The sequence below is a fragment of the Mesorhizobium montanum genome, assembly GCF_033977145.1.
GTDB classification, from domain to species: Bacteria; Pseudomonadota; Alphaproteobacteria; order Rhizobiales; family Rhizobiaceae; genus Mesorhizobium; species Mesorhizobium montanum.
In genome coordinates this window covers 1-17250 of sequence record NZ_JAVIJF010000029.1, presented here as the reverse complement: position 1 = coordinate 17250, position 17250 = coordinate 1, and the positions used below count along the sequence as shown (strand labels likewise).

The 17250-nt window shown below is 62.5% G+C and carries 30 protein-coding genes; 1 reads left to right on the top strand and 29 read right to left on the bottom strand.

Annotation, left to right across the window (positions count from 1 at the left end):
- Positions 1 to 141: 141 nt before the first annotated feature.
- Positions 142 to 1635: a DegQ family serine endoprotease gene (locus RFM68_RS29790; protein ID WP_320236549.1), complete on the bottom strand. Its 1494-nt coding sequence runs from the start codon at positions 1633 to 1635 to the stop codon at positions 142 to 144.
- A gap of 135 nt (positions 1636 to 1770) precedes the next feature.
- On the opposite strand from RFM68_RS29790, the gene RFM68_RS29785 reads away from it, so the two are divergent.
- On the top strand, positions 1771 to 2397 hold the full coding sequence (locus tag RFM68_RS29785; protein ID WP_320236548.1) for a hypothetical protein: 627 nt from the start codon (positions 1771 to 1773) through the stop codon (positions 2395 to 2397).
- 69 nt (positions 2398 to 2466) lie between these two features.
- Here RFM68_RS29785 and rplQ read toward each other — a convergent pair whose 3' ends face one another.
- From rplQ to RFM68_RS29645, 28 genes are all read right to left on the bottom strand, one after another.
- Positions 2467 to 2898, bottom strand: coding sequence for a 50S ribosomal protein L17 (rplQ, locus tag RFM68_RS29780; protein WP_320236547.1), 432 nt, complete (start codon positions 2896 to 2898; stop codon positions 2467 to 2469).
- Positions 2899 to 3002: 104 nt separating this feature from the next.
- Complete coding sequence (locus RFM68_RS29775; protein WP_320236546.1) at positions 3003 to 4013, bottom strand: DNA-directed RNA polymerase subunit alpha; 1011 nt, start codon at positions 4011 to 4013, stop codon at positions 3003 to 3005.
- 98 nt (positions 4014 to 4111) lie between these two features.
- A complete protein-coding gene (gene rpsK / locus RFM68_RS29770; RefSeq protein ID WP_006205444.1) occupies positions 4112 to 4501 on the bottom strand; it encodes a 30S ribosomal protein S11 in 390 nt (129 codons plus the stop codon).
- A 126-nt stretch (positions 4502 to 4627) separates the two neighbouring features.
- A complete protein-coding gene (gene rpsM, locus RFM68_RS29765) occupies positions 4628 to 4996 on the bottom strand; it encodes a 30S ribosomal protein S13 (protein WP_027170351.1) in 369 nt (122 codons plus the stop codon).
- 209 nt (positions 4997 to 5205) lie between these two features.
- The gene (locus RFM68_RS29760) at positions 5206 to 5796 is read right to left on the bottom strand and encodes an adenylate kinase (RefSeq protein ID WP_320236545.1); all 591 of its coding nucleotides are present in this window, start codon (positions 5794 to 5796) and stop codon (positions 5206 to 5208) included.
- On the bottom strand, positions 5793 to 7133 hold the full coding sequence (gene secY, locus RFM68_RS29755; protein WP_320236544.1) for a preprotein translocase subunit SecY: 1341 nt from the start codon (positions 7131 to 7133) through the stop codon (positions 5793 to 5795). Before secY ends, RFM68_RS29760 begins: the two co-directional genes overlap by 4 nt.
- A gap of 191 nt (positions 7134 to 7324) precedes the next feature.
- A complete protein-coding gene (rplO, locus tag RFM68_RS29750) occupies positions 7325 to 7798 on the bottom strand; it encodes a 50S ribosomal protein L15 (protein ID WP_320236543.1) in 474 nt (157 codons plus the stop codon).
- 22 nt (positions 7799 to 7820) lie between these two features.
- Positions 7821 to 8018, bottom strand: a complete 198-nt coding sequence (gene rpmD / locus RFM68_RS29745) for a 50S ribosomal protein L30 (RefSeq protein WP_027170355.1) — start codon at positions 8016 to 8018, stop codon at positions 7821 to 7823.
- Positions 8019 to 8043: 25 nt separating this feature from the next.
- A complete protein-coding gene (rpsE, locus tag RFM68_RS29740) occupies positions 8044 to 8607 on the bottom strand; it encodes a 30S ribosomal protein S5 (protein WP_006333394.1) in 564 nt (187 codons plus the stop codon).
- A 76-nt stretch (positions 8608 to 8683) separates the two neighbouring features.
- Positions 8684 to 9046 carry a 50S ribosomal protein L18 gene (gene rplR / locus RFM68_RS29735; RefSeq protein ID WP_027170356.1) on the bottom strand — a complete coding sequence of 121 codons (363 nt, stop codon included), beginning with the start codon at positions 9044 to 9046 and terminating at the stop codon, positions 8684 to 8686.
- A 139-nt stretch (positions 9047 to 9185) separates the two neighbouring features.
- Positions 9186 to 9719, bottom strand: a complete 534-nt coding sequence (gene rplF, locus RFM68_RS29730; RefSeq protein WP_320236542.1) for a 50S ribosomal protein L6 — start codon at positions 9717 to 9719, stop codon at positions 9186 to 9188.
- 90 nt (positions 9720 to 9809) lie between these two features.
- Positions 9810 to 10208, bottom strand: a complete 399-nt coding sequence (gene rpsH, locus RFM68_RS29725) for a 30S ribosomal protein S8 (RefSeq protein WP_320236541.1) — start codon at positions 10206 to 10208, stop codon at positions 9810 to 9812.
- 12 nt (positions 10209 to 10220) lie between these two features.
- Positions 10221 to 10526: a 30S ribosomal protein S14 gene (gene rpsN, locus RFM68_RS29720; RefSeq protein WP_320236540.1), complete on the bottom strand. Its 306-nt coding sequence runs from the start codon at positions 10524 to 10526 to the stop codon at positions 10221 to 10223.
- 26 nt (positions 10527 to 10552) lie between these two features.
- Positions 10553 to 11131: a 50S ribosomal protein L5 gene (gene rplE, locus RFM68_RS29715; protein WP_036260373.1), complete on the bottom strand. Its 579-nt coding sequence runs from the start codon at positions 11129 to 11131 to the stop codon at positions 10553 to 10555.
- Positions 11124 to 11438 (bottom strand): 50S ribosomal protein L24, encoded by a 315-nt coding sequence (rplX, locus tag RFM68_RS29710; protein ID WP_042642195.1) that lies wholly within the window; start codon positions 11436 to 11438, stop codon positions 11124 to 11126. The genes rplE and rplX overlap by 8 nt, the downstream gene beginning before the upstream one ends.
- 12 nt (positions 11439 to 11450) lie before the next feature.
- Complete coding sequence (rplN, locus tag RFM68_RS29705) at positions 11451 to 11819, bottom strand: 50S ribosomal protein L14 (RefSeq protein WP_006205457.1); 369 nt, start codon at positions 11817 to 11819, stop codon at positions 11451 to 11453.
- A gap of 72 nt (positions 11820 to 11891) precedes the next feature.
- Positions 11892 to 12131, bottom strand: coding sequence for a 30S ribosomal protein S17 (rpsQ, locus tag RFM68_RS29700; RefSeq protein ID WP_027170362.1), 240 nt, complete (start codon positions 12129 to 12131; stop codon positions 11892 to 11894).
- A gap of 4 nt (positions 12132 to 12135) precedes the next feature.
- Positions 12136 to 12336: a 50S ribosomal protein L29 gene (gene rpmC / locus RFM68_RS29695; RefSeq protein WP_140701052.1), complete on the bottom strand. Its 201-nt coding sequence runs from the start codon at positions 12334 to 12336 to the stop codon at positions 12136 to 12138.
- Positions 12337 to 12348: 12 nt separating this feature from the next.
- On the bottom strand, positions 12349 to 12762 hold the full coding sequence (gene rplP / locus RFM68_RS29690; protein ID WP_027170364.1) for a 50S ribosomal protein L16: 414 nt from the start codon (positions 12760 to 12762) through the stop codon (positions 12349 to 12351).
- 27 nt (positions 12763 to 12789) lie between these two features.
- Positions 12790 to 13515, bottom strand: a complete 726-nt coding sequence (gene rpsC / locus RFM68_RS29685; RefSeq protein ID WP_320236539.1) for a 30S ribosomal protein S3 — start codon at positions 13513 to 13515, stop codon at positions 12790 to 12792.
- Positions 13515 to 13904 carry a 50S ribosomal protein L22 gene (gene rplV, locus RFM68_RS29680; protein WP_010909277.1) on the bottom strand — a complete coding sequence of 130 codons (390 nt, stop codon included), beginning with the start codon at positions 13902 to 13904 and terminating at the stop codon, positions 13515 to 13517. Before rplV ends, rpsC begins: the two co-directional genes overlap by 1 nt.
- Before the next feature lie 2 nt (positions 13905 to 13906).
- On the bottom strand, positions 13907 to 14185 hold the full coding sequence (gene rpsS, locus RFM68_RS29675; protein ID WP_006205463.1) for a 30S ribosomal protein S19: 279 nt from the start codon (positions 14183 to 14185) through the stop codon (positions 13907 to 13909).
- Positions 14186 to 14201: 16 nt separating this feature from the next.
- Complete coding sequence (gene rplB, locus RFM68_RS29670; protein WP_320236538.1) at positions 14202 to 15035, bottom strand: 50S ribosomal protein L2; 834 nt, start codon at positions 15033 to 15035, stop codon at positions 14202 to 14204.
- Between the two features lie 22 nt (positions 15036 to 15057).
- Complete coding sequence (locus RFM68_RS29665) at positions 15058 to 15351, bottom strand: 50S ribosomal protein L23 (protein ID WP_126054435.1); 294 nt, start codon at positions 15349 to 15351, stop codon at positions 15058 to 15060.
- Positions 15348 to 15968 (bottom strand): 50S ribosomal protein L4, encoded by a 621-nt coding sequence (rplD, locus tag RFM68_RS29660; RefSeq protein ID WP_320236537.1) that lies wholly within the window; start codon positions 15966 to 15968, stop codon positions 15348 to 15350. The genes RFM68_RS29665 and rplD overlap by 4 nt, the downstream gene beginning before the upstream one ends.
- Entirely contained in the window at positions 15968 to 16684 is a 717-nt protein-coding gene (rplC, locus tag RFM68_RS29655) for a 50S ribosomal protein L3 (protein WP_320236536.1), read from the bottom strand. Before rplC ends, rplD begins: the two co-directional genes overlap by 1 nt.
- A gap of 61 nt (positions 16685 to 16745) precedes the next feature.
- Positions 16746 to 17054, bottom strand: a complete 309-nt coding sequence (gene rpsJ, locus RFM68_RS29650) for a 30S ribosomal protein S10 (RefSeq protein WP_006205468.1) — start codon at positions 17052 to 17054, stop codon at positions 16746 to 16748.
- Positions 17055 to 17123: 69 nt separating this feature from the next.
- Positions 17124 to 17250, bottom strand: a 127-nt coding sequence (locus RFM68_RS29645) for an EF-Tu C-terminal domain-related protein (RefSeq protein ID WP_502572769.1), incomplete at its 5' end; no start/stop codon positions are given.

Here is a 17250-nt window from a genome sequence, read left to right as displayed (position 1 = left end):
CGAAGCTGGAGGACGATCCCTTAGAGCCGGATGATTTCAGGTCGAACCGACCTGAAATCATCCGGCTCTAAATCAAAGAGATAGAGCATGATGTCGTCCGAAAACCGCTTCACACTTTTCGGCATCATGCTCTGGGTCGCCTCAATAACGCAATACCTGCCGCAGTATCTGCCCGCCGCGCTCGACGGTAAAGCGCCACCAGCGCGTGTCCTGCTGGGCAACCTGTGCCAGCGTCGCCGCGGTGTCGATGCTGGTTCCGTTCACCTCACGCACGATATCGCCGGGCTGGAAGCCGAAATCGGCGGCCGGCGAATCGCGGTTGATGTCGACGACGGTGACACCCTTGAGATCGGTGCGAAGGCTAAGCCGCTGGGCGAGCCTGGGCGACAGTTCGGCGACCTTGGCGCCGGAAAAGGGACTGCGGCCACGCAGGATAACTTCGCTGGGCTTGGCGCCTTCCGGCGCGCGCTCCAGCGGGATTTCCAGCGTCGCCTGTTGACCCTTACTCAGCACGGCGAACGTCGCCTTGGTGCCGATCGACAGCGTCGCCATGCGATAGTCGAGCGCCTCGATGCTTTCGACCGGTGTGTTGTTGAGCGACAGTATGACATCGCCCGCCTTGAGCCCCGCCTTGCCGGCGGGCCCAGTGGCATCCACGGTCGACACCAATGCACCGGTCGGCTTTTCCATGCCGAGCGATTCCGCGATCTGCGGCGTCACCAATTCGAACTCCGCGCCGATATAGGGTCGCTCGAAGAAGTCGAGCCCGGCCTTGGCGGCATCGGCAAAGGCGCGAACCATGTTCGCGGGAATGGCGAATCCGATGCCGATCGAGCCGCCGCTGCGGCTGTAAATGGCCGTATTGATGCCGACCAGCTGGCCGCCCATGTTGATCAGCGCGCCGCCGGAATTGCCGGGGTTGATGGCGGCATCGGTCTGGATGAAATAGCCCGAATCCGAAACGCCGATATGGCTGCGGGCCAGTGCCGAGACAATGCCGCTGGTGGTGGTCTGGCCAACGCCGAACGGATTGCCGATCGCCAGCACAAGGTCACCGACTTCAAGCGCATCGGAATCGCCGATGGCGATCACCGGGAACGGCTTGTCGGCCGAGATCTTGAGCACCGCGAGATCGAGCGTCTCGTCCTTGAGCATGACCTTGGAGGTGAACTCGCGCCCGTCCGCGGTCGCGACCTTCACTTCATCGGCATCCTTGATGACGTGGTAATTGGTGACGATCACGCCGGTCGGATCGACCAGCACGCCGGAACCCAGCGAAGACTGTGCGCGCGGCTGGGCGCGGCCAAAGAACTCCTCGAAGAAGGGATCGCCTTCGAAGGGTGATGTCACCTTTGCGGTCTGGGAGGCATAGACGTTGACGACTGCCGGCGCCGTTTGCTTGACCAGCGGAGCGAAAGAGAGCTGCACCTCCTCGCGGCCGAACGGCACGCGCTTGTCGGGGCCGGACGTGCGGTTCTCGCCTTCGACGCCATGCAAAAGATCGGTGAGCACGTCGGAGAGGCCCGGATCGGCCGGCTTGGCGGCGTCCTCGGCAAAAGCCTGTCTTGCGGCCGGTGCCGCGGCGAAGACGGCCAGCGCGCAAACCGCAACAAGAAACAGTCGTTTGAGCTGCATTTTCGAATCCTTCCAGATCGGGCGCCATTGTCCCGACGATTGTGCAGAATGAAAGGCTAAGGCGATGAAATCGAATTATTTTCAGCCATTAACCGGCTATAGCTACGCCTGCAATCGGGAACCGTTGTCGATCTTATGAAAAAACAGCTCGTTTCGTTGCGCGATTTTTTGGTCACCGGCACTTTAGGACCGGTAAGACCTGACATGAAACTGGTTGAAATTGCTGAGGCGCTCGGCTCACCTGACGGCTGGAATGTCGGTGAGGATGCTCCCGTTCCGCTCTACTGGTTTTTCGGCAACCTGGAGATTTCTTTCGACAATATCGCTCCTTACCAGATCAACTGGTTCCAGATCGAAGGAGCAGCGCAGCTCAAGGGTAAATTCGAAACACTGACCAAGGCGCTGAAATTATCTTTGGACCGGTTTGACGGTGAGACGAAACCCTCGGAATTGCTAGCGGCGGGCCTATGGGACCTAGAGCAGGCGACCGTCTACTATGCGGCCCTAAGCGACGATATTCTGTTGAACATTTGCGCCGGCTGCGTGCAGGTTCACTTTCAAGTCGACACGAGGTTCATCGGCGATCGTGAAGCGGTTGACTATTTGAACGCATCGACGGTGTCCCTGCTTGTTCGAGATGTCGACTCTCGAACCAAGGTCGACAGCATCTATTCATACTCACGGCCTGCCACGGAAGAGATACCTGGCGCGTTCAATTGGCGGTCGCTGTCCGGACAGGATTATCTGGATTTGCTTCGATAACCAGCCATCACCCGTGAATGCAAAAAGGGGCCCGAAGGCCCCTTGAAGTCATCGATGGAAACGCGGACCTTAGGCGGCCGCGACTTCCTCGTTGGCGCCTTCCGCCTCAAGCCGGGCGCGGTCGGCGGCGCCCTTCGCCGAGGTGTCGCGGTCGACGAACTCGATCACGGCCATCGCGGCGTTGTCGCCCTGGCGGAAGCCCGCCTTCATGATGCGCAGGTAGCCGCCGTTGCGGGTGGCGTAGCGCGGCGCGATGGTCTCGAACAGGCGCTTGACAACGCCTTCATTGCCGATCTGCGCGATCACCTGGCGGCGGGCGTGCAGGTCGCCGCGCTTGCCGAGCGTCACCAGCTTCTCGACGATCGGACGCAGGTCCTTGGCCTTCGGCAGGGTGGTGACGATCTGCTCGTGCTCGATCAGCGAGACGGCAAGATTGGCGAACATAGACTTGCGATGGCTGATGCTGCGGGCGAAACGACGGCCTTTGAAACCGTGGCGCATGGCTCTTTTCCTTCTTCAGTTCTTCAAGAGGCCACGGCCTCTGATGGTTTTCCGCATGACCGTCGGATCGAGCGGCTCTCGCCGCCGATTCTTGGAATTCATGCTCAATATTGGTCTTCGTAACGCTTGGCGAGGTCTTCGATGTTTTCCGGCGGCCAGTCCGGCACTTCCATGCCGAGATGGAGGCCCATCGCCGCCAGCACTTCCTTGATCTCGTTCAGCGACTTGCGGCCGAAGTTCGGGGTGCGCAGCATCTCGGCTTCGGTCTTCTGGATCAGGTCGCCGATATAGACGATGTTGTCGTTCTTCAGGCAGTTGGCCGAACGCACCGAAAGCTCGAGCTCGTCGACCTTCTTGAGCAGCGCCGGGTTGAAGGCGAGCTCGGTGACGGCCTCGGTGGCGACTTCCTTCTGCGGCTCGTCGAAGTTGACGAACAGGCCGAGCTGGTCCTGCAGGATACGAGCGGCGAAAGCCACCGCGTCCTCGCCCGATACCGAACCGTTGGTCTCGATGGTCATGGTCAGCTTGTCGTAATCGAGAACCTGGCCCTCGCGGGTGTTCTCGACCTTGTAGGAGACCTTCTTGACCGGCGAGTAGAGGCTGTCGACCGGAATCAGGCCGATCGGCGCATCCTCGGCGCGGTTGCGCTCGGCCGGCACGTAGCCCTTGCCGGTGTCGACGGTGAACTCCATGCGGATCTCCGCACCCTCGTCGAGGGTGCAGATGACGTGGTCGGGGTTGAGGATCTCGACGTCGCCGACGGTCTGGATGTCGCCGGCCAGCACGGCGCCCGGGCCCTGCTTGCGCACGACCATGCGCTTGGGACCATCGCCTTCCATGCGGATGGCGATTTCCTTGATGTTGAGCACGATATCGGTCACGTCCTCGCGCACACCGGCGATGGACGAGAATTCATGCAGCACGCCGTCGATCTGCACGGCGGTGACAGCCGCGCCACGCAGCGAAGACAGAAGCACGCGCCGCAGCGCGTTGCCCAGCGTCAGGCCAAAGCCGCGTTCGAGCGGCTCGGCTACCAGCGTGGTCAGCGTCTTCTTCTTCGACGAGAACTCGATCTTGTTCGGCTTGATCAGTTCCTGCCAGTTTTTCTGGATCATAAATATCTTCCTTCCTTTGTCCCGCCACTATCCAATCGTGGCAGGCGACACGGAAAACCGCGGAGGAACGCCCTGGCGTTCGCGCGGCGTTTAAAAAATCAGACGCGGCGCTTCTTGCGCGGGCGGCAGCCATTGTGCGGGATCGGCGTCACGTCACGGATCGAGGTGATGGTGAAGCCTGCCGCCTGCAGCGCGCGAAGGGCCGATTCACGACCGGAGCCGGGTCCGCAAACCTCGACCTCGAGCATGCGCATGCCGTGTTCCTGCGCCTTCTTGGCGACGTCCTCGGCAGCCATCTGGGCGGCGAACGGGGTCGACTTGCGCGAACCCTTGAAGCCCTGGGCACCTGCCGACGACCAGGCAATCGAATTGCCCTGCGCGTCGGTGATGGTGATCATGGTGTTGTTGAAGGTCGAATTGACGTGGGCAACGCCCGACGAGATGTTCTTGCGTTCGCGACGGCGAACACGAGCGGCTTCCTTGGCCATGGTAGTCCTTTCAGTTGATCTCTACACCGCCGTAATGCCAGCGGCTCCACCTTTCAAAGCGAGTAGCGAGTACGGAATAGCGAATAGGGTCCCCTACTCGCTAATGACTACTCGCTATTCGCTCTCTTACTTCTTCTTACCGGCGATCGCCTTGGCCGGGCCCTTGCGGGTGCGCGCATTGGTATGCGTGCGCTGGCCGCGGACCGGCAGCGAGCGGCGGTGACGCAGGCCGCGGTAGCAGCCGAGGTCCATGAGCCGCTTGATGTTCATCGAGACTTCGCGGCGCAGGTCGCCTTCGACCTGGTAGTCGCGGTCGATCGTCTCGCGGATCTGCAGCACTTCCGCGTCGGTCAGCTGGTTGACGCGGCGGTCCGCCGGGATGCCGACCTTGTCGACGATCTCCTGGGCAAACTTCTTGCCGATGCCGTGAATGTACTGAAGCGCGATGACGACGCGCTTGTTGGTCGGAATGTTGACGCCGGCTATACGAGCCATTTTCTTCTCTTTCTCCATATGGGCCGGACGAGCCGGCGCTGTCGAAGTTGCCCCGCGTCCGGTGGAGGCCGGCCCTTGCGGGAGTTTCCTGGTTCAAAGCGACCGCCTTGCCCGCAAGGGCAAGCAAAGTCCATGCCTGATAGGAAGACGGGCCGCCATAACCCAACGGCGCACTCCAGTCAAGCGCAATCTTTAATTGTCGGCCCGGCTCACTTCGCCGCTGCCGCGAGCACCTTGCCGATCTCGGCGGTCACCGCATCGATACTGGCCATGCCGTCGACCGTCTTGAGCCTGCCTTTGGCGTAGTAGTAACCGATCAGCGGCGCCGTCTTCTTGTAGTATTCGCGCAGGCGTTCTTCGAATACCGCCGGGTTGTCGTCCTTACGCACCGGTTGGCCCGCGGCCTTGGCATCCTCGGCACGTTTGACTATGCGGCCAACCAGCGCCTTGTCGTCGACGACCAGCTCGACGACGGTGTCGAGCGCAATGCCGCGTTCGGCAAGCATGGCCTCGACCGCGTCGGCCTGGACCAGCGTGCGCGGATAGCCATCGAGGATGAAACCCCTGGCGCAATCCGGCTGATCGATGCGTTCGGCAACGATGGCGTTGACGATCGCATCCGAAACCAACTCACCGGCATCCATCACCGCTTTGGCGCGCTTGCCGACCTCGGTTCCTGCCTGGACGGCGGCACGCAGCATGTCACCCGTCGAGAGCTGGGGTATGCCGTGTTTTTCTACCAGTCTTTGTGCTTGCGTCCCCTTGCCCGCTCCTGGCGGCCCAAGCAATATCAACCTCATCTGCTCCTCTTCCCCCCGCGCAACTTCGACTTCTTGATCAGGCCCTCATACTGGTGCGCGATCAGGTGACCCTGAATCTGCGCCACCGTGTCGAGCGTGACACTGACCACGATCAGAAGCGATGTGCCACCGAGGTAGAAAGGTACGCCAGTCGCCGAAATCAGGAACTCCGGCAGCAGGCAGACCAGCACCAGGTAGATGGCGCCGACGACGGTGATGCGCGTCAGAACATAGTCGATATAGTCGGCGGTGCGCTCGCCCGGACGATAACCCGGGATGAAGCCGGAGTGCTTCTTGAGCTGGTCGGCCGTGTCCTTCGGGTTGAAGACGATCGCCGTGTAGAAGAAGGCGAAGAAGACGATCATGCTCGCATAGAAGAGCATGTAGAGCGGCTGGCCATGGCCGAGCGAGGCCAGGATCGTGCTTGCCCAGGCCGGCAGGTTGGTCGCCTGCGAGAAGCCCGCGACCGTCGCCGGCAAAAGCAGCAGCGAGGAGGCGAAGATCGGCGGGATGACGCCCGAGGTGTTGAGCTTCAGCGGCAGGTGCGAGGTGTCGCCCTGGAACATGCGGTTGCCGACCTGGCGCTTCGGATACTGGATGAGCAGGCGGCGCTGCGCGCGCTCGAAGAAGACGATGAGCGCGATGACGATGATGGCGAGCACGATGATCGCCAGGATCAGCCCGGTCGACAGAGCGCCGGTGCGGCCGAGTTCCAGCGTGCCGGAGATCGCCCTGGGCAGGCCGGCGACGATGCCGGAGAAGATGATCAGCGAAATGCCGTTGCCGATGCCGCGCGCGGTAATCTGCTCGCCGAGCCACATCAGGAACATGGTGCCGCCGACCAGCGTGACCACGGTCGAGATACGGAAGAACATGCCGGGATCGTTGACGATGCCGTTGCCGCCTTCGAGGCCGATCGAAATGCCGTAGGCCTGGATCAGCGCCAGAAGCACGGTGCCGTAGCGCGTGTACTGGTTGATGATCTTGCGGCCCTGCTCGCCTTCCTTCTTCAGCGCTTCCAGCGACGGGATGACCGAGGTCATCAGCTGCATGATGATGGAGGCGGAAATGTAAGGCATGATGCCCAGCGCAAAGATCGCCATGCGCTGCACGGCGCCGCCGGCAAACATGTTGAACATGCCGAGCACGCCCTTGCTCTGCGAGGAGAAGGCCTGGGCGAAGGCGTCGGGGTTGATGCCGGGCAGCGGAATATAGGTGCCGAGGCGGTAGACGAGCAGCGCGCCGATCGTGAACCAGATGCGCTTCTTGAGATCCTCGGCCTTGGCGAAGGCCGCGAAATTCAGATTGGAGGCTAGTTGTTCAGCAGCCGAAGCCATGCCTGATTCTCCGCTAGGTCACGCTCGATGCCCGCAGCTCAGGCGGCGCGTGTCACCGAAGCTCACGAGATAAGCTCCGGACCGTAAACATGCAAGCGGCCGCGTTGACGCGGCCGCCCAATTCACCAGATCGAAGCGCGGTTCGGCGGAGGATTCGAAGTCATTCCCGCCGGCCGCGCTTCAAATCGCCGTTACTCGGCGGCAGCCACTTCCGGCAGCTTCACCGAACCGCCAGCCTTTTCGATCTTCTCGATCGCGGCCTTGGAGGCGCCGGCGACGTCGAAGGAGAGCTTGGCCTTGAGCTCGCCGTCGGAGAGGACACGCACGCCGTCCTTGACGCGACGGATGACGCCTGCGGCAACCAGGGCCTCGGCCGTCACGGTCTCCTTGGCGTCGAGCTTCTTTGCGTCGATCGCAGCCTGAATGCGGGCCAGCGACACGACCGTGAAGCTCTTGGCGAAGATGTTGTTGAAGCCGCGCTTCGGCAGGCGCCGATAGAGCGGCATCTGGCCGCCCTCGAAGCCGTTGATGGCAACGCCCGAGCGCGCCTTCTGGCCCTTGACGCCGCGACCGGCGGTCTTGCCCGAGCCGGAACCGATGCCGCGGCCGAGACGCTTCTTCGAATGCGTCGCGCCGTCCTTGTCACGCAGATCGTTGAGTTTCATGTTGCTTCTCCTGCGCTTCCGTTCAGGCCTCGTCCACGACGCGGACGAGGTGCTGGACGGCGGCGATCATGCCGCGCACGGAAGGGGTATCTTCCAGCGTGCGCCGCTTGTGCATCTTGTTCAGGCCGAGGCCGACCAGCGTCGCGCGCTGCTCCTTCGGCCGGCGGATCGGCGAACCGATCTGCTCGACGGTGATGGTCTTGGTAGCTTTCTTGGCCATGATCGAAATCCCTGGTCAGCGTCGACTATTCTTCAGCCGCGACGGCGGTGCCGCGGCGGGCCTGAAGGGTCGAGTACTTGATGCCGCGCGCGGCAGCCACATCCTTGGGATGCATCTGGCTCTTCAACGCGTCGAAGGTGGCGCGAACCATGTTGTAGGGGTTCGACGAACCCATCGACTTGGCGACCACGTCATGCATGCCGAGCGTCTCGAAGACGGCGCGCATCGGGCCGCCGGCGATGATGCCGGTACCCTGCTTGGCGGCGCGCAGCAGAACGCGTCCGGCGCCCCAGCGGCCCTCGACGTCATGATGCAGCGTGCGGCCCGAGCGAAGCGGCACGAAGATCATGTCGCGCTTGGCCGACTCGGTCGCCTTGCGGATCGCTTCCGGCACTTCGCGTGCCTTGCCATGGCCGAAGCCGACGCGGCCCTTCTGGTCGCCGACGACGACGAGAGCGGCGAAGCCGAAGCGACGGCCACCCTTCACCACCTTGGCGACGCGGTTGATGTGGACGAGCTTGTCCACCATGCCGTCGTCGCGCTCTTCACGATCGCGGCCGCGGCCGCCATCCCTACGTTCCTGTGCCATATCCTGTTCCTTGTTCTTTTCCGGAAGCACGGGTTGCTGATTGCCGACGCCGCTTTTGGGTCGTCAGCGGCGAAAATTAGAAGCTGAGTCCACCTTCGCGGGCGGCCTCGGCCAGCGCCTTGACGCGGCCATGATAGATATACGGGCCGCGGTCGAAGACGACTTCCTTGACGCCGGCCTTGGTGGCGCGCTCGGCGATCAACTTGCCGACCGCGGCGGCGGCTGCGGTGTCGGCGCCGGTCTTGAGCGAGCCCTTGAGGTCCTTCTCGAGCGTCGAGGCGGCGGCCAGCGTGTGGCCGTTGGCATCGTCGATGACCTGGACGTAGATGTTCTTCGAGGTGCGGTGCACCGAAAGCCGCGGACGCTCGCCAGCGACCTTCTTCAGCTGGCGGCGCACGCGCTGCGCGCGGCGCTGGATGGTTTCTTTGGGGCTTGCCATGATGTCGGTTCCTTGCCTTCAGAAAACGGGGGCAACCCTGTGCGGTAGGCCAAGCCTCCCGCGGTCGCGCCCCGCGGCGTTACATTTCTCCGGCTTGGCCCTTTCCGAAAAGTCTGCAACTTTTCGGGGGCCAAGCCTATTACTTCTTCTTGCCTTCCTTGCGCACGATGCGCTCGCCGGCATAGCGCACGCCCTTGCCCTTGTACGGCTCCGGACCGCGATATTCGCGGATCTCGGCGGCGACCTGGCCGACCTGCTGCTTGTCGATGCCGGAGACCGTGATTTCGGTCGGCTTCGGCACCGTGATCGTGATGCCCTGCGGCGTCTCATAGACCACATCGTGGCTGAAGCCGAGCGCCAGCTGCAGGTTCTTGCCCTGCAGCGCCGCGCGATAGCCGACGCCGGTGATCTCGAGCTTCTTCTCGAAGCCTTCCTTCACGCCCTGCAGGATGTTGACGATCTGCGTGCGCGACATGCCCCACTTGGAGCGGGCCGCCTTGGTCTGGTCGCGCGGCTGGACAGCGATCTCGCTGCCTTCCATCTTGACCAGCACTTCGTCGTTGACCACGAACTTCAGCTCGCCCTTGGGGCCCTTCGCCGTCACGGTCTGGCCGTTGACGGATGCGGTCACGCCCTGCGGCAGCGAAACGGGTTTCTTTCCGATACGAGACATTTTGTTGTCCTCGTCACTTCTTTCGTTTCAGTTCCAGTTCCCGGGCGCGATCCCGAGAACCGAAGCCCATTCATTCAATCTCGTGCCCGATCAGAAGATCTGGCAGAGGATCTCGCCGCCGACATTCTGCTCGCGTGCTTCGTGGTCGGCCATGACGCCCTTCGGCGTCGAAAGAATGGCGATGCCGAGGCCGTTGGCAACCTGCGGAATCGACTTGGCCGAGACATAGACGCGGCGGCCGGGCTTCGACACGCGCGCGATTTCGCGCACGACCGGAGCGCCGTCGAAATATTTCAGCTCGATCTCGATTTCCGACTTGCCGTTGTCGAAATCGGTCTGGCTGTAGTCGCGGATATAGCCTTCCGACTTCAGCACTTCGAGAACACGGGCGCGCAGACGCGAGGCCGGGGTCGAAACGCTCGCCTTCTTGCGGCCATAGGCGTTGCGGATGCGGGTCAGCATATCGCCGAGAGGATCGCTCAATGACATCTCAGTGTCTCCTTACCAGCTCGACTTGACCAGGCCCGGGATCTGGCCGGTATTGCCCAGATCGCGAAGCGCGATACGCGAAAGCTTAAGCTTGCGATAGTAGGCGCGCGGACGGCCCGTGACTTCGCAGCGGTTGCGGATGCGGATCTTGGCCGAGTTGCGCGGCAGCGCCGAAAGCTTCAACTGGGCCTGGAAACGCTCTTCCATCGGCTGAGACTGATCCATGATGATGGCCTTGAGCGCCGTGCGCTTGGCGGCGTACTGGTCGGCGAGCTTGCGGCGCCGGTTGTTCTTCTCGACTGAGCTGGTCTTTGCCATTTCAGATGTTTCCTTTTTCGCTGCCGTTACTGGCGGAAGGGGAAGTTGAAGGCCTTGAGCAGCGCTCTCGCCTCGTCGTCCGTCTTCGCCGTCGTACAAACGATGACGTCCATGCCCCAGACCTGATCAACCTTGTCGTAATTGATCTCCGGGAACACGATGTGTTCCTTGATGCCCATGGCATAGTTGCCACGGCCGTCAAAGCTCTTCGGGTTCAGTCCGCGGAAGTCGCGAACGCGCGGCAGCGCGATGTTCACGAGGCGGTCGAGGAACTCGTACATGCGTTCCTTGCGCAGCGTGACCTTGGCGCCGATCGGCATATTCTCGCGCACCTTGAAGCCGGCAATCGAGTTGCGGGCACGGGTGACGACGGCTTTCTGGCCGGCGATCATCGCGAGATCCTCGGCCGCGACCGAGGGCTTCTTGGAATCCGCGGTCGCTTCGCCGACACCCATGTTCAGCACGATCTTGTCGATGCGCGGAACCTGCATGTCGTTGTCGTAACCGAACTGCTCCTGCATCGCCTTGCGGATGGTCTCGTTGTAGACCTTCTTGAGGCGCGGCTCGTTCTTGGCAGTTGCCTGCTTGGTTTCAGCCTTAGCCATTGATGACTTCTCCCGAACGCTTGGCGACGCGCACCTTCTTGCCATCCTTCTGGATGGTGAAACCGACGCGGGTCGGCTTGCCATCCTTGGGGTCGGCCAGCGCGATGTTCGACAGGTGGATCGGCGCTTCCTTGGTGATGATCCCGCCCTCTTGGGACTGGGTCTGCTTCTGGTGACGGCGAATGAGGTTCACGCCGCGGACGACCGCGGTGTCTTCCTTCGGCTGCACCGACAGGACTTCGCCGGAACGGCCCTTGTCCTTGCCGGCAAGCACGACGACCTTGTCGCCTTTTTTGATCTTTTGCATTGGTCCGGCTCCTTACAGCACTTCAGGCGCGAGCGAGATGATCTTCATGTGGTTCTTGGCGCGAAGCTCGCGCGGAACCGGTCCGAAGATACGGGTGCCGATCGGCTCTTTCTTATTGTCGACGAGAACGGCCGCGTTCTTGTCGAAACGGATCACGCTGCCGTCCGGGCGGCGGATGTCCTTGGCCGTGCGAACCACGACCGCCTTCATCACATCGCCCTTCTTAACGCGGCCGCGCGGAATGGCTTCCTTGATCGACACCACGATGATGTCGCCGACGGAGGCATATTTCCGCTTCGAGCCGCCCAGCACCTTGATGCACATGACACGACGGGCGCCGGAATTGTCCGCGACGTCGAGGTTTGTTTGCATCTGAATCATGACTGGCCGCCTTCTTCTTTTCTAACGGGACAGGCGCGACGCCCCTCCCCGGTCTGTCCAAAATTCGTTTGTTTACGCCTGGTCCGAAGTGACGACGATCCAGCGCTTGTCCTTCGAAATCGGCTTCGATTCCTGGATGAACACCTGGTCGCCGACCTTGTGGGCGTTGTTCTCGTCGTGCGCCTTGTACTTCTTGGTCATGCGCACGGTCTTCTTCATCACGGGATGCGTGAAGCGCCGCTCGACCTTGACGACAACCGTCTTCTCGTTCTTGTCGCTGACGACGGTGCCCTGCAAAATGCGCTTTGGCATGGTCTTAACCCTTCTTGGCCGCGGCTTTTTCCGCGGCGATGGTCTTGATGCGCGCGATGTCCTTGCGGACCTGCTTCACGCGCGCGGTCTTCTCGAGCTGGCCGGTGGCCTTCTGGAAGCGCAGGTTGAACTGCTCCTTCTTCAGGCTGGCCAGGTCGTCGGTCAGCTGATCCTGGGTCTTGGTCCGGATGTCTTCGGCTTTCATGATCGCCTGTCCTTATTCTGCGATGCGCTGCACGAAGCGCGTCTTGACCGAGAGCTTGGCGGCGCCGAGACGCAGCGCTTCACGCGCGGTCTCCTCGCTGACGCCGTCGATCTCGAACATGATGCGGCCGGGCTTCACGCGCGCCGCCCAGTAGTCGACGGCGCCCTTGCCCTTACCCATGCGGACTTCGGTCGGCTTCGAGGTGACCGGCAGGTCCGGGAACACCCGGATCCAGACGCGGCCGGCGCGCTTCATCTCGCGAGTGATCGCGCGGCGGGCCGCCTCGATCTCGCGCGCGGTGACGCGGTTCGGCTCAAGCGCCTTCAGCCCGAAACCGCCGAAATCCAGATTGGTGCCGCCCTTGGCGGTACCGTGGATACGGCCCTTGAACTGCTTGCGGAACTTTGTGCGCTTTGGCTGCAGCATCGTTCTAACTCCAAATTCTCAAATGTCTCAGGCGTTCTCGCGACGACGGCCGCGCTCACGCTCGCCGCCACCGCCATGCGCGGCATCACCTTCGGTGGCGCGGCGCTCCGAAGCCATCGGGTCGTGCTCAAGGATCTCGCCCTTGAACACCCACACCTTGACGCCGCAGATGCCGTACGCCGTCTTCGCCTCGGCAGTGCCGTAGTCGACATCGGCGCGCAGCGTATGCAGCGGCACGCGGCCTTCGCGGTACCACTCCATGCGCGCGATTTCGGCGCCGCCGAGACGGCCGGAGCAGTTGATGCGAATGCCTTCGGCGCCGAGACGCATGGCCGACTGAACGGCGCGCTTCATGGCGCGGCGGAACGCGATGCGGCGTTCGAGCTGCTGGGCAATCGACTGGGCGACCAGCGTGGCGTCGATCTCCGGCTTGCGCACTTCGACGATGTTGAGGTGCGTTTCGGACTTCGTCATCTCGGTCAGCTTCTTGCGAAGCTTCTCGATGTCGGCGCCCTTCTTGCCGATGATCAGGCCCGGGCGCGCGGCGTGGATGGTGACGCGGCACTTCTTGTGCGGACGCTCGATCACGACCTTGGAGATCGCGGCCTGCTTGAGTTCCTTCTCAAGATACTTGCGGATCTTGATATCCTCGTGCAGCAGCTGGCCGTACTCGCCGGTGTTCGCGAACCAGCGCGAATCCCAGGTGCGGTTGATGCCGAGACGCAGCCCGATCGGATTGACTTTCTGGCCCATTATGCGGCCTCCCCTTTTTCCTCGACTTCACGAACGACGATCGTGAGGTGCGAGAACGGCTTTTCAATACGGCTGGCGCGACCGCGGCCACGAGCGTGGAAGCGCTTCATGACGATCGACTTGCCGACATAGGCTTCCGCCACGACCAGCGCATCGACGTCGAGGTCGTGATTGTTTTCCGCGTTGGCGATCGCCGATTCCAGCGTCTTCTTGACCGTGCCGGAAATCCGCTTGGCCGAGAATTCGAGATCGGAAAGCGCTGTCGCGACCTTCTTGCCGCGGATAAGCGCGGCAACCAGGTTCAGCTTCTGCGGGCTGATACGGATGGTGCGCAGAACGGCGCGCGCCTCGTTATCAGCAAGCCTGCGCGGAGCTTTGGCCTTGCCCATGATTATTTCCTCTTCGCTTTCTTATCCGCGCCATGACCGTAATAGGTCCGGGTCGGAGCGAATTCACCGAACTTGTGGCCGACCATGTCCTCGTTCACCGAGACAGGGACGTGCTTCTGGCCGTTGTAGACACCGAAGGTGAAGCCGACGAACTGCGGCAGGATGGTGGAGCGACGGCTCCACATCTTGATCACCTCATTGCGACCACCTTCACGAACCTTATCCACCTTCTTGAGAAGGTAGCCGTCGATGAAGGGGCCTTTCCAAATCGAACGAGTCACTTGGCGTTACCTCTTCTTAGCTCTTGCGCTGATGGCGCGAGCGCAGGATGAACTTGTCGGTCGCCTTGTTGGACCGCGTCTTCTTGCCCTTGGTCGGCTTGCCCCAGGGCGAAACCGGATGACGGCCACCCGAGGTGCGGCCTTCGCCGCCGCCATGCGGATGGTCGACCGGGTTCATGGTCACGCCGCGATTGTGCGGACGCTTGCCACGCCACACGGTGCGACCGGCCTTGCCGTCATTGATGTTGCCGTGGTCGGGGTTCGACACGGCGCCGACAGTGGCCATGCAGGAACCGTGCACGACGCGCTGCTCGCCCGAGTTGAGGCGCAGGATCGCCATGCCCTGGTCGCGGCCGACGAGCTGGGCGTAACCGCCGGCCGAACGGGCGACCTGGCCGCCCTTGCCCGGCTTCAGCTCGATGTTGTGAACGATCGTGCCGACCGGCATCGAGGCCAGCGGCATCGCGTTGCCCGGCTTCACGTCGACCGCTTCGCCGGCCACGACCTTGTCGCCGGCAGCAAGGCGCTGCGGGGCCAGGATGTAGGACAGCTCGCCGTCATCATACTTGATCAGCGCGATGAAGGCGGTGCGGTTCGGATCGTATTCGATACGCTCGACCGTGCCGACGACGTCGTACTTCTTACGCTTGAAGTCGATGAGGCGGTACGAACGCTTGTGGCCGCCGCCGATGAAGCGGGCCGTGATGCGGCCGTAATTGTTGCGGCCGCCCGACTTGGTCAGGCCTTCGGTCAGGCCCTTGACGGGCTTGCCCTTGTAGAGACCCGAGCGGTCGACGATGACCAACTGGCGGGTGCTCGGCGTTACCGGGTTGAATTTCTTGAGTGCCATTGTCCTGTCCTCGCGGCCTTGCTCAGAGACCCGTCGCGACGTCGATCGACTGGCCGTCGGCCAGCGTCACAACCGCCTTCTTGACGTCGCCCTGGCGGCCGATGGTGCCGCGGAAGCGCTTGATCTTGCCCTTGCGGACAAGCGTGTTCACGGCCGTGACCTTGACCCCGAAGAGGGCTTCGACAGCGGCCTTGATTTCCGGCTTCGACGCCTTCTTGGCGACATTGAAGACGACCTGGTTCTGCTCGGAAGCCATGGTCGACTTTTCGGTGATCGCCGGCGAGACGATCACGTCGTAGTGACGAAGGTCGGTCATTTGAAGCGCTCCTCGAGAGCCTCGACGGCGGCCTTGGAAAGGACCAGCGTGCCGCGGCGCAGAATGTCGTAGACGTTGATGCCCTGGATGGGCAGCACGTCGATGTTCGGAATGTTGGTCGCCGCCAGCTTGAAGTTCTGGTCGAGCTCGGCGCCGCCGATCACCAGGGCATTGGTCAGCCCGAGCGTCTCGAGGTTCGCCACCAGCGTCTTGGTCTTGGCCTCGGCAAGCTTCAACTCGTCGATGACGATGATCGAAGCGCTTTTGGCCTTGGCCGAGAGAGCATGCTTCAGGCCGAGCGCACGCACCTTCTTCGGCAGTTCGTGCTCGTGGCTGCGCACGACAGGGCCGTGCGCCTTGCCGCCGCCGCGAAACTGCGGGGCGCGAGCCGAGTGGTGACGGGCGCGGCCGGTACCCTTCTGCTTGTACATCTTAGCGCCGGTGCGTGCGATTTCGGCGCGGCCCTTAGCCTTGTGCGTGCCCTGCTGCTTCTTGGCGAGCTGCCAGCGCACGACGCGCTGCAGGATGTCCTCGCGCGGATCAAGGCCGAAAATCTCCTCGGAGAGTTTCACCTTGCCGGCGTCCTTGCCGCCCAGCGTTGTGATCTTGAGATCCATTATTCGGCTCCCTCAGTGGCCGGGGCTTCGTTCTTGGCGGCAGCGGCACGGATCGCGGCAGGCTTCGGCGCGTTGGCCGGCAGCGCAACCTTGGCCGCGTCGCGAACCAGGATCCAGGCGCCCTTGACCCCGGGAACCGCGCCGCGGATCAGGATCAGGCCGCGATCTGCGTCGGTCGAGACGACCTCGACATTCTGCGTGGTGACGCGGGCGTCGCCCATGTGGCCAGCCATCTTCTTGCCCTTGAACACCTTGCCCGGGTCCTGGCGCTGGCCGGTCGAGCCGTGCGTGCGGTGCGAGACCGAGTTACCGTGCGTGGCGCGGCCACCACCCATATGGTGCCGCTTGATCACGCCTTGAAAACCCTTACCGGTCGAAGTGCCGGTGACGTCGACCTTCTGGCCGGCGACGAAATGCTCGACGGTCAGCTCAGCGCCGACGTCGATCATGTTGTCGGCGGAAACGCGGAACTCGGCGACCTTGGCCTTGGGCTCGACGGAAGCGGCGGCGAAATGGCCGCGCATCGCCTTCGACGTGTTCTTCACCTTGGCAAGGCCAACGCCGAGCTGGACGGCGGTGTAGCCGTTCTTCTCCTGCGTGCGCTGGGCCACGACCTGGCAGTTCTCCATCTGGAGAACGGTGACGGGAACGTGTTCCCCGGCATCGTTGTAGATGCGGGTCATTCCCACCTTCTTTGCAATCACACCTGAACGCATCGGTTCAATTCCTTTAGAGTTCCGGGCCAGGAGCACCGCCCCTTACCGCGCTCTCATTCCCTTAGAGCTTGATCTCGACGTCGACACCGGCGGCCAGATCGAGCTTCATCAAAGCATCAACCGTCTGCGGGGTCGGATCGACGATATCGAGCAGGCGCTTATGCGTGCGCATCTCGAACTGCTCGCGGCTCTTCTTGTCGACGTGGGGCGACCGGTTGACCGTGAATTTTTCGATCCGCGTCGGCAGCGGAATGGGGCCGCGGACGTTGGCGCCGGTGCGCTTGGCGGTCGACACGATCTCGCGGGTCGAGGCGTCGAGCACCCGGTGGTCAAACGCCTTAAGGCGGATGCGGATATTCTGTCCGTTCATGCGTCAATTCCTTGTTCTGGCGCGGCGCGGGCAGCTCCCGCGCCCGCGACAGATCGGTTTCAGTCCAATTTATTCCGTGATGGTGACGACGATGCCGGCACCGACGGTGCGGCCGCCTTCACGGATGGCGAAGCGCAGCTTCTCTTCCATCGCGATCGGCACGATCAGCTCGACGTCGACGGTGATGTTGTCGCCG

Coding starts and splice junctions, on each gene's coding strand:
- rplF (WP_320236542.1), bottom strand. CDS start 9,719: ATGTCTCGTATCGGAAAGAAACCCGTTTCGCTGCCGCAGGGCGTGACC.
- RFM68_RS29760 (WP_320236545.1), bottom strand. CDS start 5,796: ATGAGGTTGATATTGCTTGGGCCGCCAGGAGCGGGCAAGGGGACGCAA.
- rpsM (WP_027170351.1), bottom strand. CDS start 4,996: ATGGCTCGTATAGCCGGCGTCAACATTCCGACCAACAAGCGCGTCGTC.
- rplC (WP_320236536.1), bottom strand. CDS start 16,684: ATGCGTTCAGGTGTGATTGCAAAGAAGGTGGGAATGACCCGCATCTAC.
- secY (WP_320236544.1), bottom strand. CDS start 7,133: ATGGCTTCGGCTGCTGAACAACTAGCCTCCAATCTGAATTTCGCGGCC.
- rplB (WP_320236538.1), bottom strand. CDS start 15,035: ATGGCACTCAAGAAATTCAACCCGGTAACGCCGAGCACCCGCCAGTTG.
- rpsH (WP_320236541.1), bottom strand. CDS start 10,208: ATGTCATTGAGCGATCCTCTCGGCGATATGCTGACCCGCATCCGCAAC.
- rplN (WP_006205457.1), bottom strand. CDS start 11,819: ATGATTCAGATGCAAACAAACCTCGACGTCGCGGACAATTCCGGCGCC.
- rplQ (WP_320236547.1), bottom strand. CDS start 2,898: ATGCGCCACGGTTTCAAAGGCCGTCGTTTCGCCCGCAGCATCAGCCAT.
- rpsQ (WP_027170362.1), bottom strand. CDS start 12,131: ATGCCAAAGCGCATTTTGCAGGGCACCGTCGTCAGCGACAAGAACGAG.
- rplE (WP_036260373.1), bottom strand. CDS start 11,131: ATGGCTAAGGCTGAAACCAAGCAGGCAACTGCCAAGAACGAGCCGCGC.
- rpsN (WP_320236540.1), bottom strand. CDS start 10,526: ATGGCAAAGACCAGCTCAGTCGAGAAGAACAACCGGCGCCGCAAGCTC.
- rplD (WP_320236537.1), bottom strand. CDS start 15,968: ATGGATCTCAAGATCACAACGCTGGGCGGCAAGGACGCCGGCAAGGTG.
- rpsC (WP_320236539.1), bottom strand. CDS start 13,515: ATGGGCCAGAAAGTCAATCCGATCGGGCTGCGTCTCGGCATCAACCGC.
- RFM68_RS29790 (WP_320236549.1), bottom strand. CDS start 1,635: ATGCAGCTCAAACGACTGTTTCTTGTTGCGGTTTGCGCGCTGGCCGTC.
- RFM68_RS29775 (WP_320236546.1), bottom strand. CDS start 4,013: ATGATCCAGAAAAACTGGCAGGAACTGATCAAGCCGAACAAGATCGAG.
- rplV (WP_010909277.1), bottom strand. CDS start 13,904: ATGGGCAAGGCCAAAGCTCCGCGCAGGCTTGCTGATAACGAGGCGCGC.
- rpsE (WP_006333394.1), bottom strand. CDS start 8,607: ATGGCACAGGAACGTAGGGATGGCGGCCGCGGCCGCGATCGTGAAGAG.
- rpsK (WP_006205444.1), bottom strand. CDS start 4,501: ATGGCCAAGGAAGCCGCTCGTGTTCGCCGTCGCGAACGCAAGAACATC.
- rplO (WP_320236543.1), bottom strand. CDS start 7,798: ATGAAACTCAACGATCTGCGTGACAAGGACGGCGCGACGCATTCGAAG.
- rpmC (WP_140701052.1), bottom strand. CDS start 12,336: ATGAAAGCCGAAGACATCCGGACCAAGACCCAGGATCAGCTGACCGAC.
- rpsJ (WP_006205468.1), bottom strand. CDS start 17,054: ATGAACGGACAGAATATCCGCATCCGCCTTAAGGCGTTTGACCACCGG.
- rplP (WP_027170364.1), bottom strand. CDS start 12,762: ATGCTGCAGCCAAAGCGCACAAAGTTCCGCAAGCAGTTCAAGGGCCGT.
- rpmD (WP_027170355.1), bottom strand. CDS start 8,018: ATGGCCAAGAAAGCTACCAAGACCATCACCGTCGAGCAGATCGGTTCG.
- rplX (WP_042642195.1), bottom strand. CDS start 11,438: ATGCAAAAGATCAAAAAAGGCGACAAGGTCGTCGTGCTTGCCGGCAAG.
- RFM68_RS29665 (WP_126054435.1), bottom strand. CDS start 15,351: ATGACCGACCTTCGTCACTACGACGTGATCGTCTCGCCGGCGATCACC.
- rplR (WP_027170356.1), bottom strand. CDS start 9,046: ATGGCAAGCCCCAAAGAAACCATCCAGCGCCGCGCGCAGCGCGTGCGC.
- RFM68_RS29785 (WP_320236548.1), top strand. CDS start 1,771: ATGAAAAAACAGCTCGTTTCGTTGCGCGATTTTTTGGTCACCGGCACT.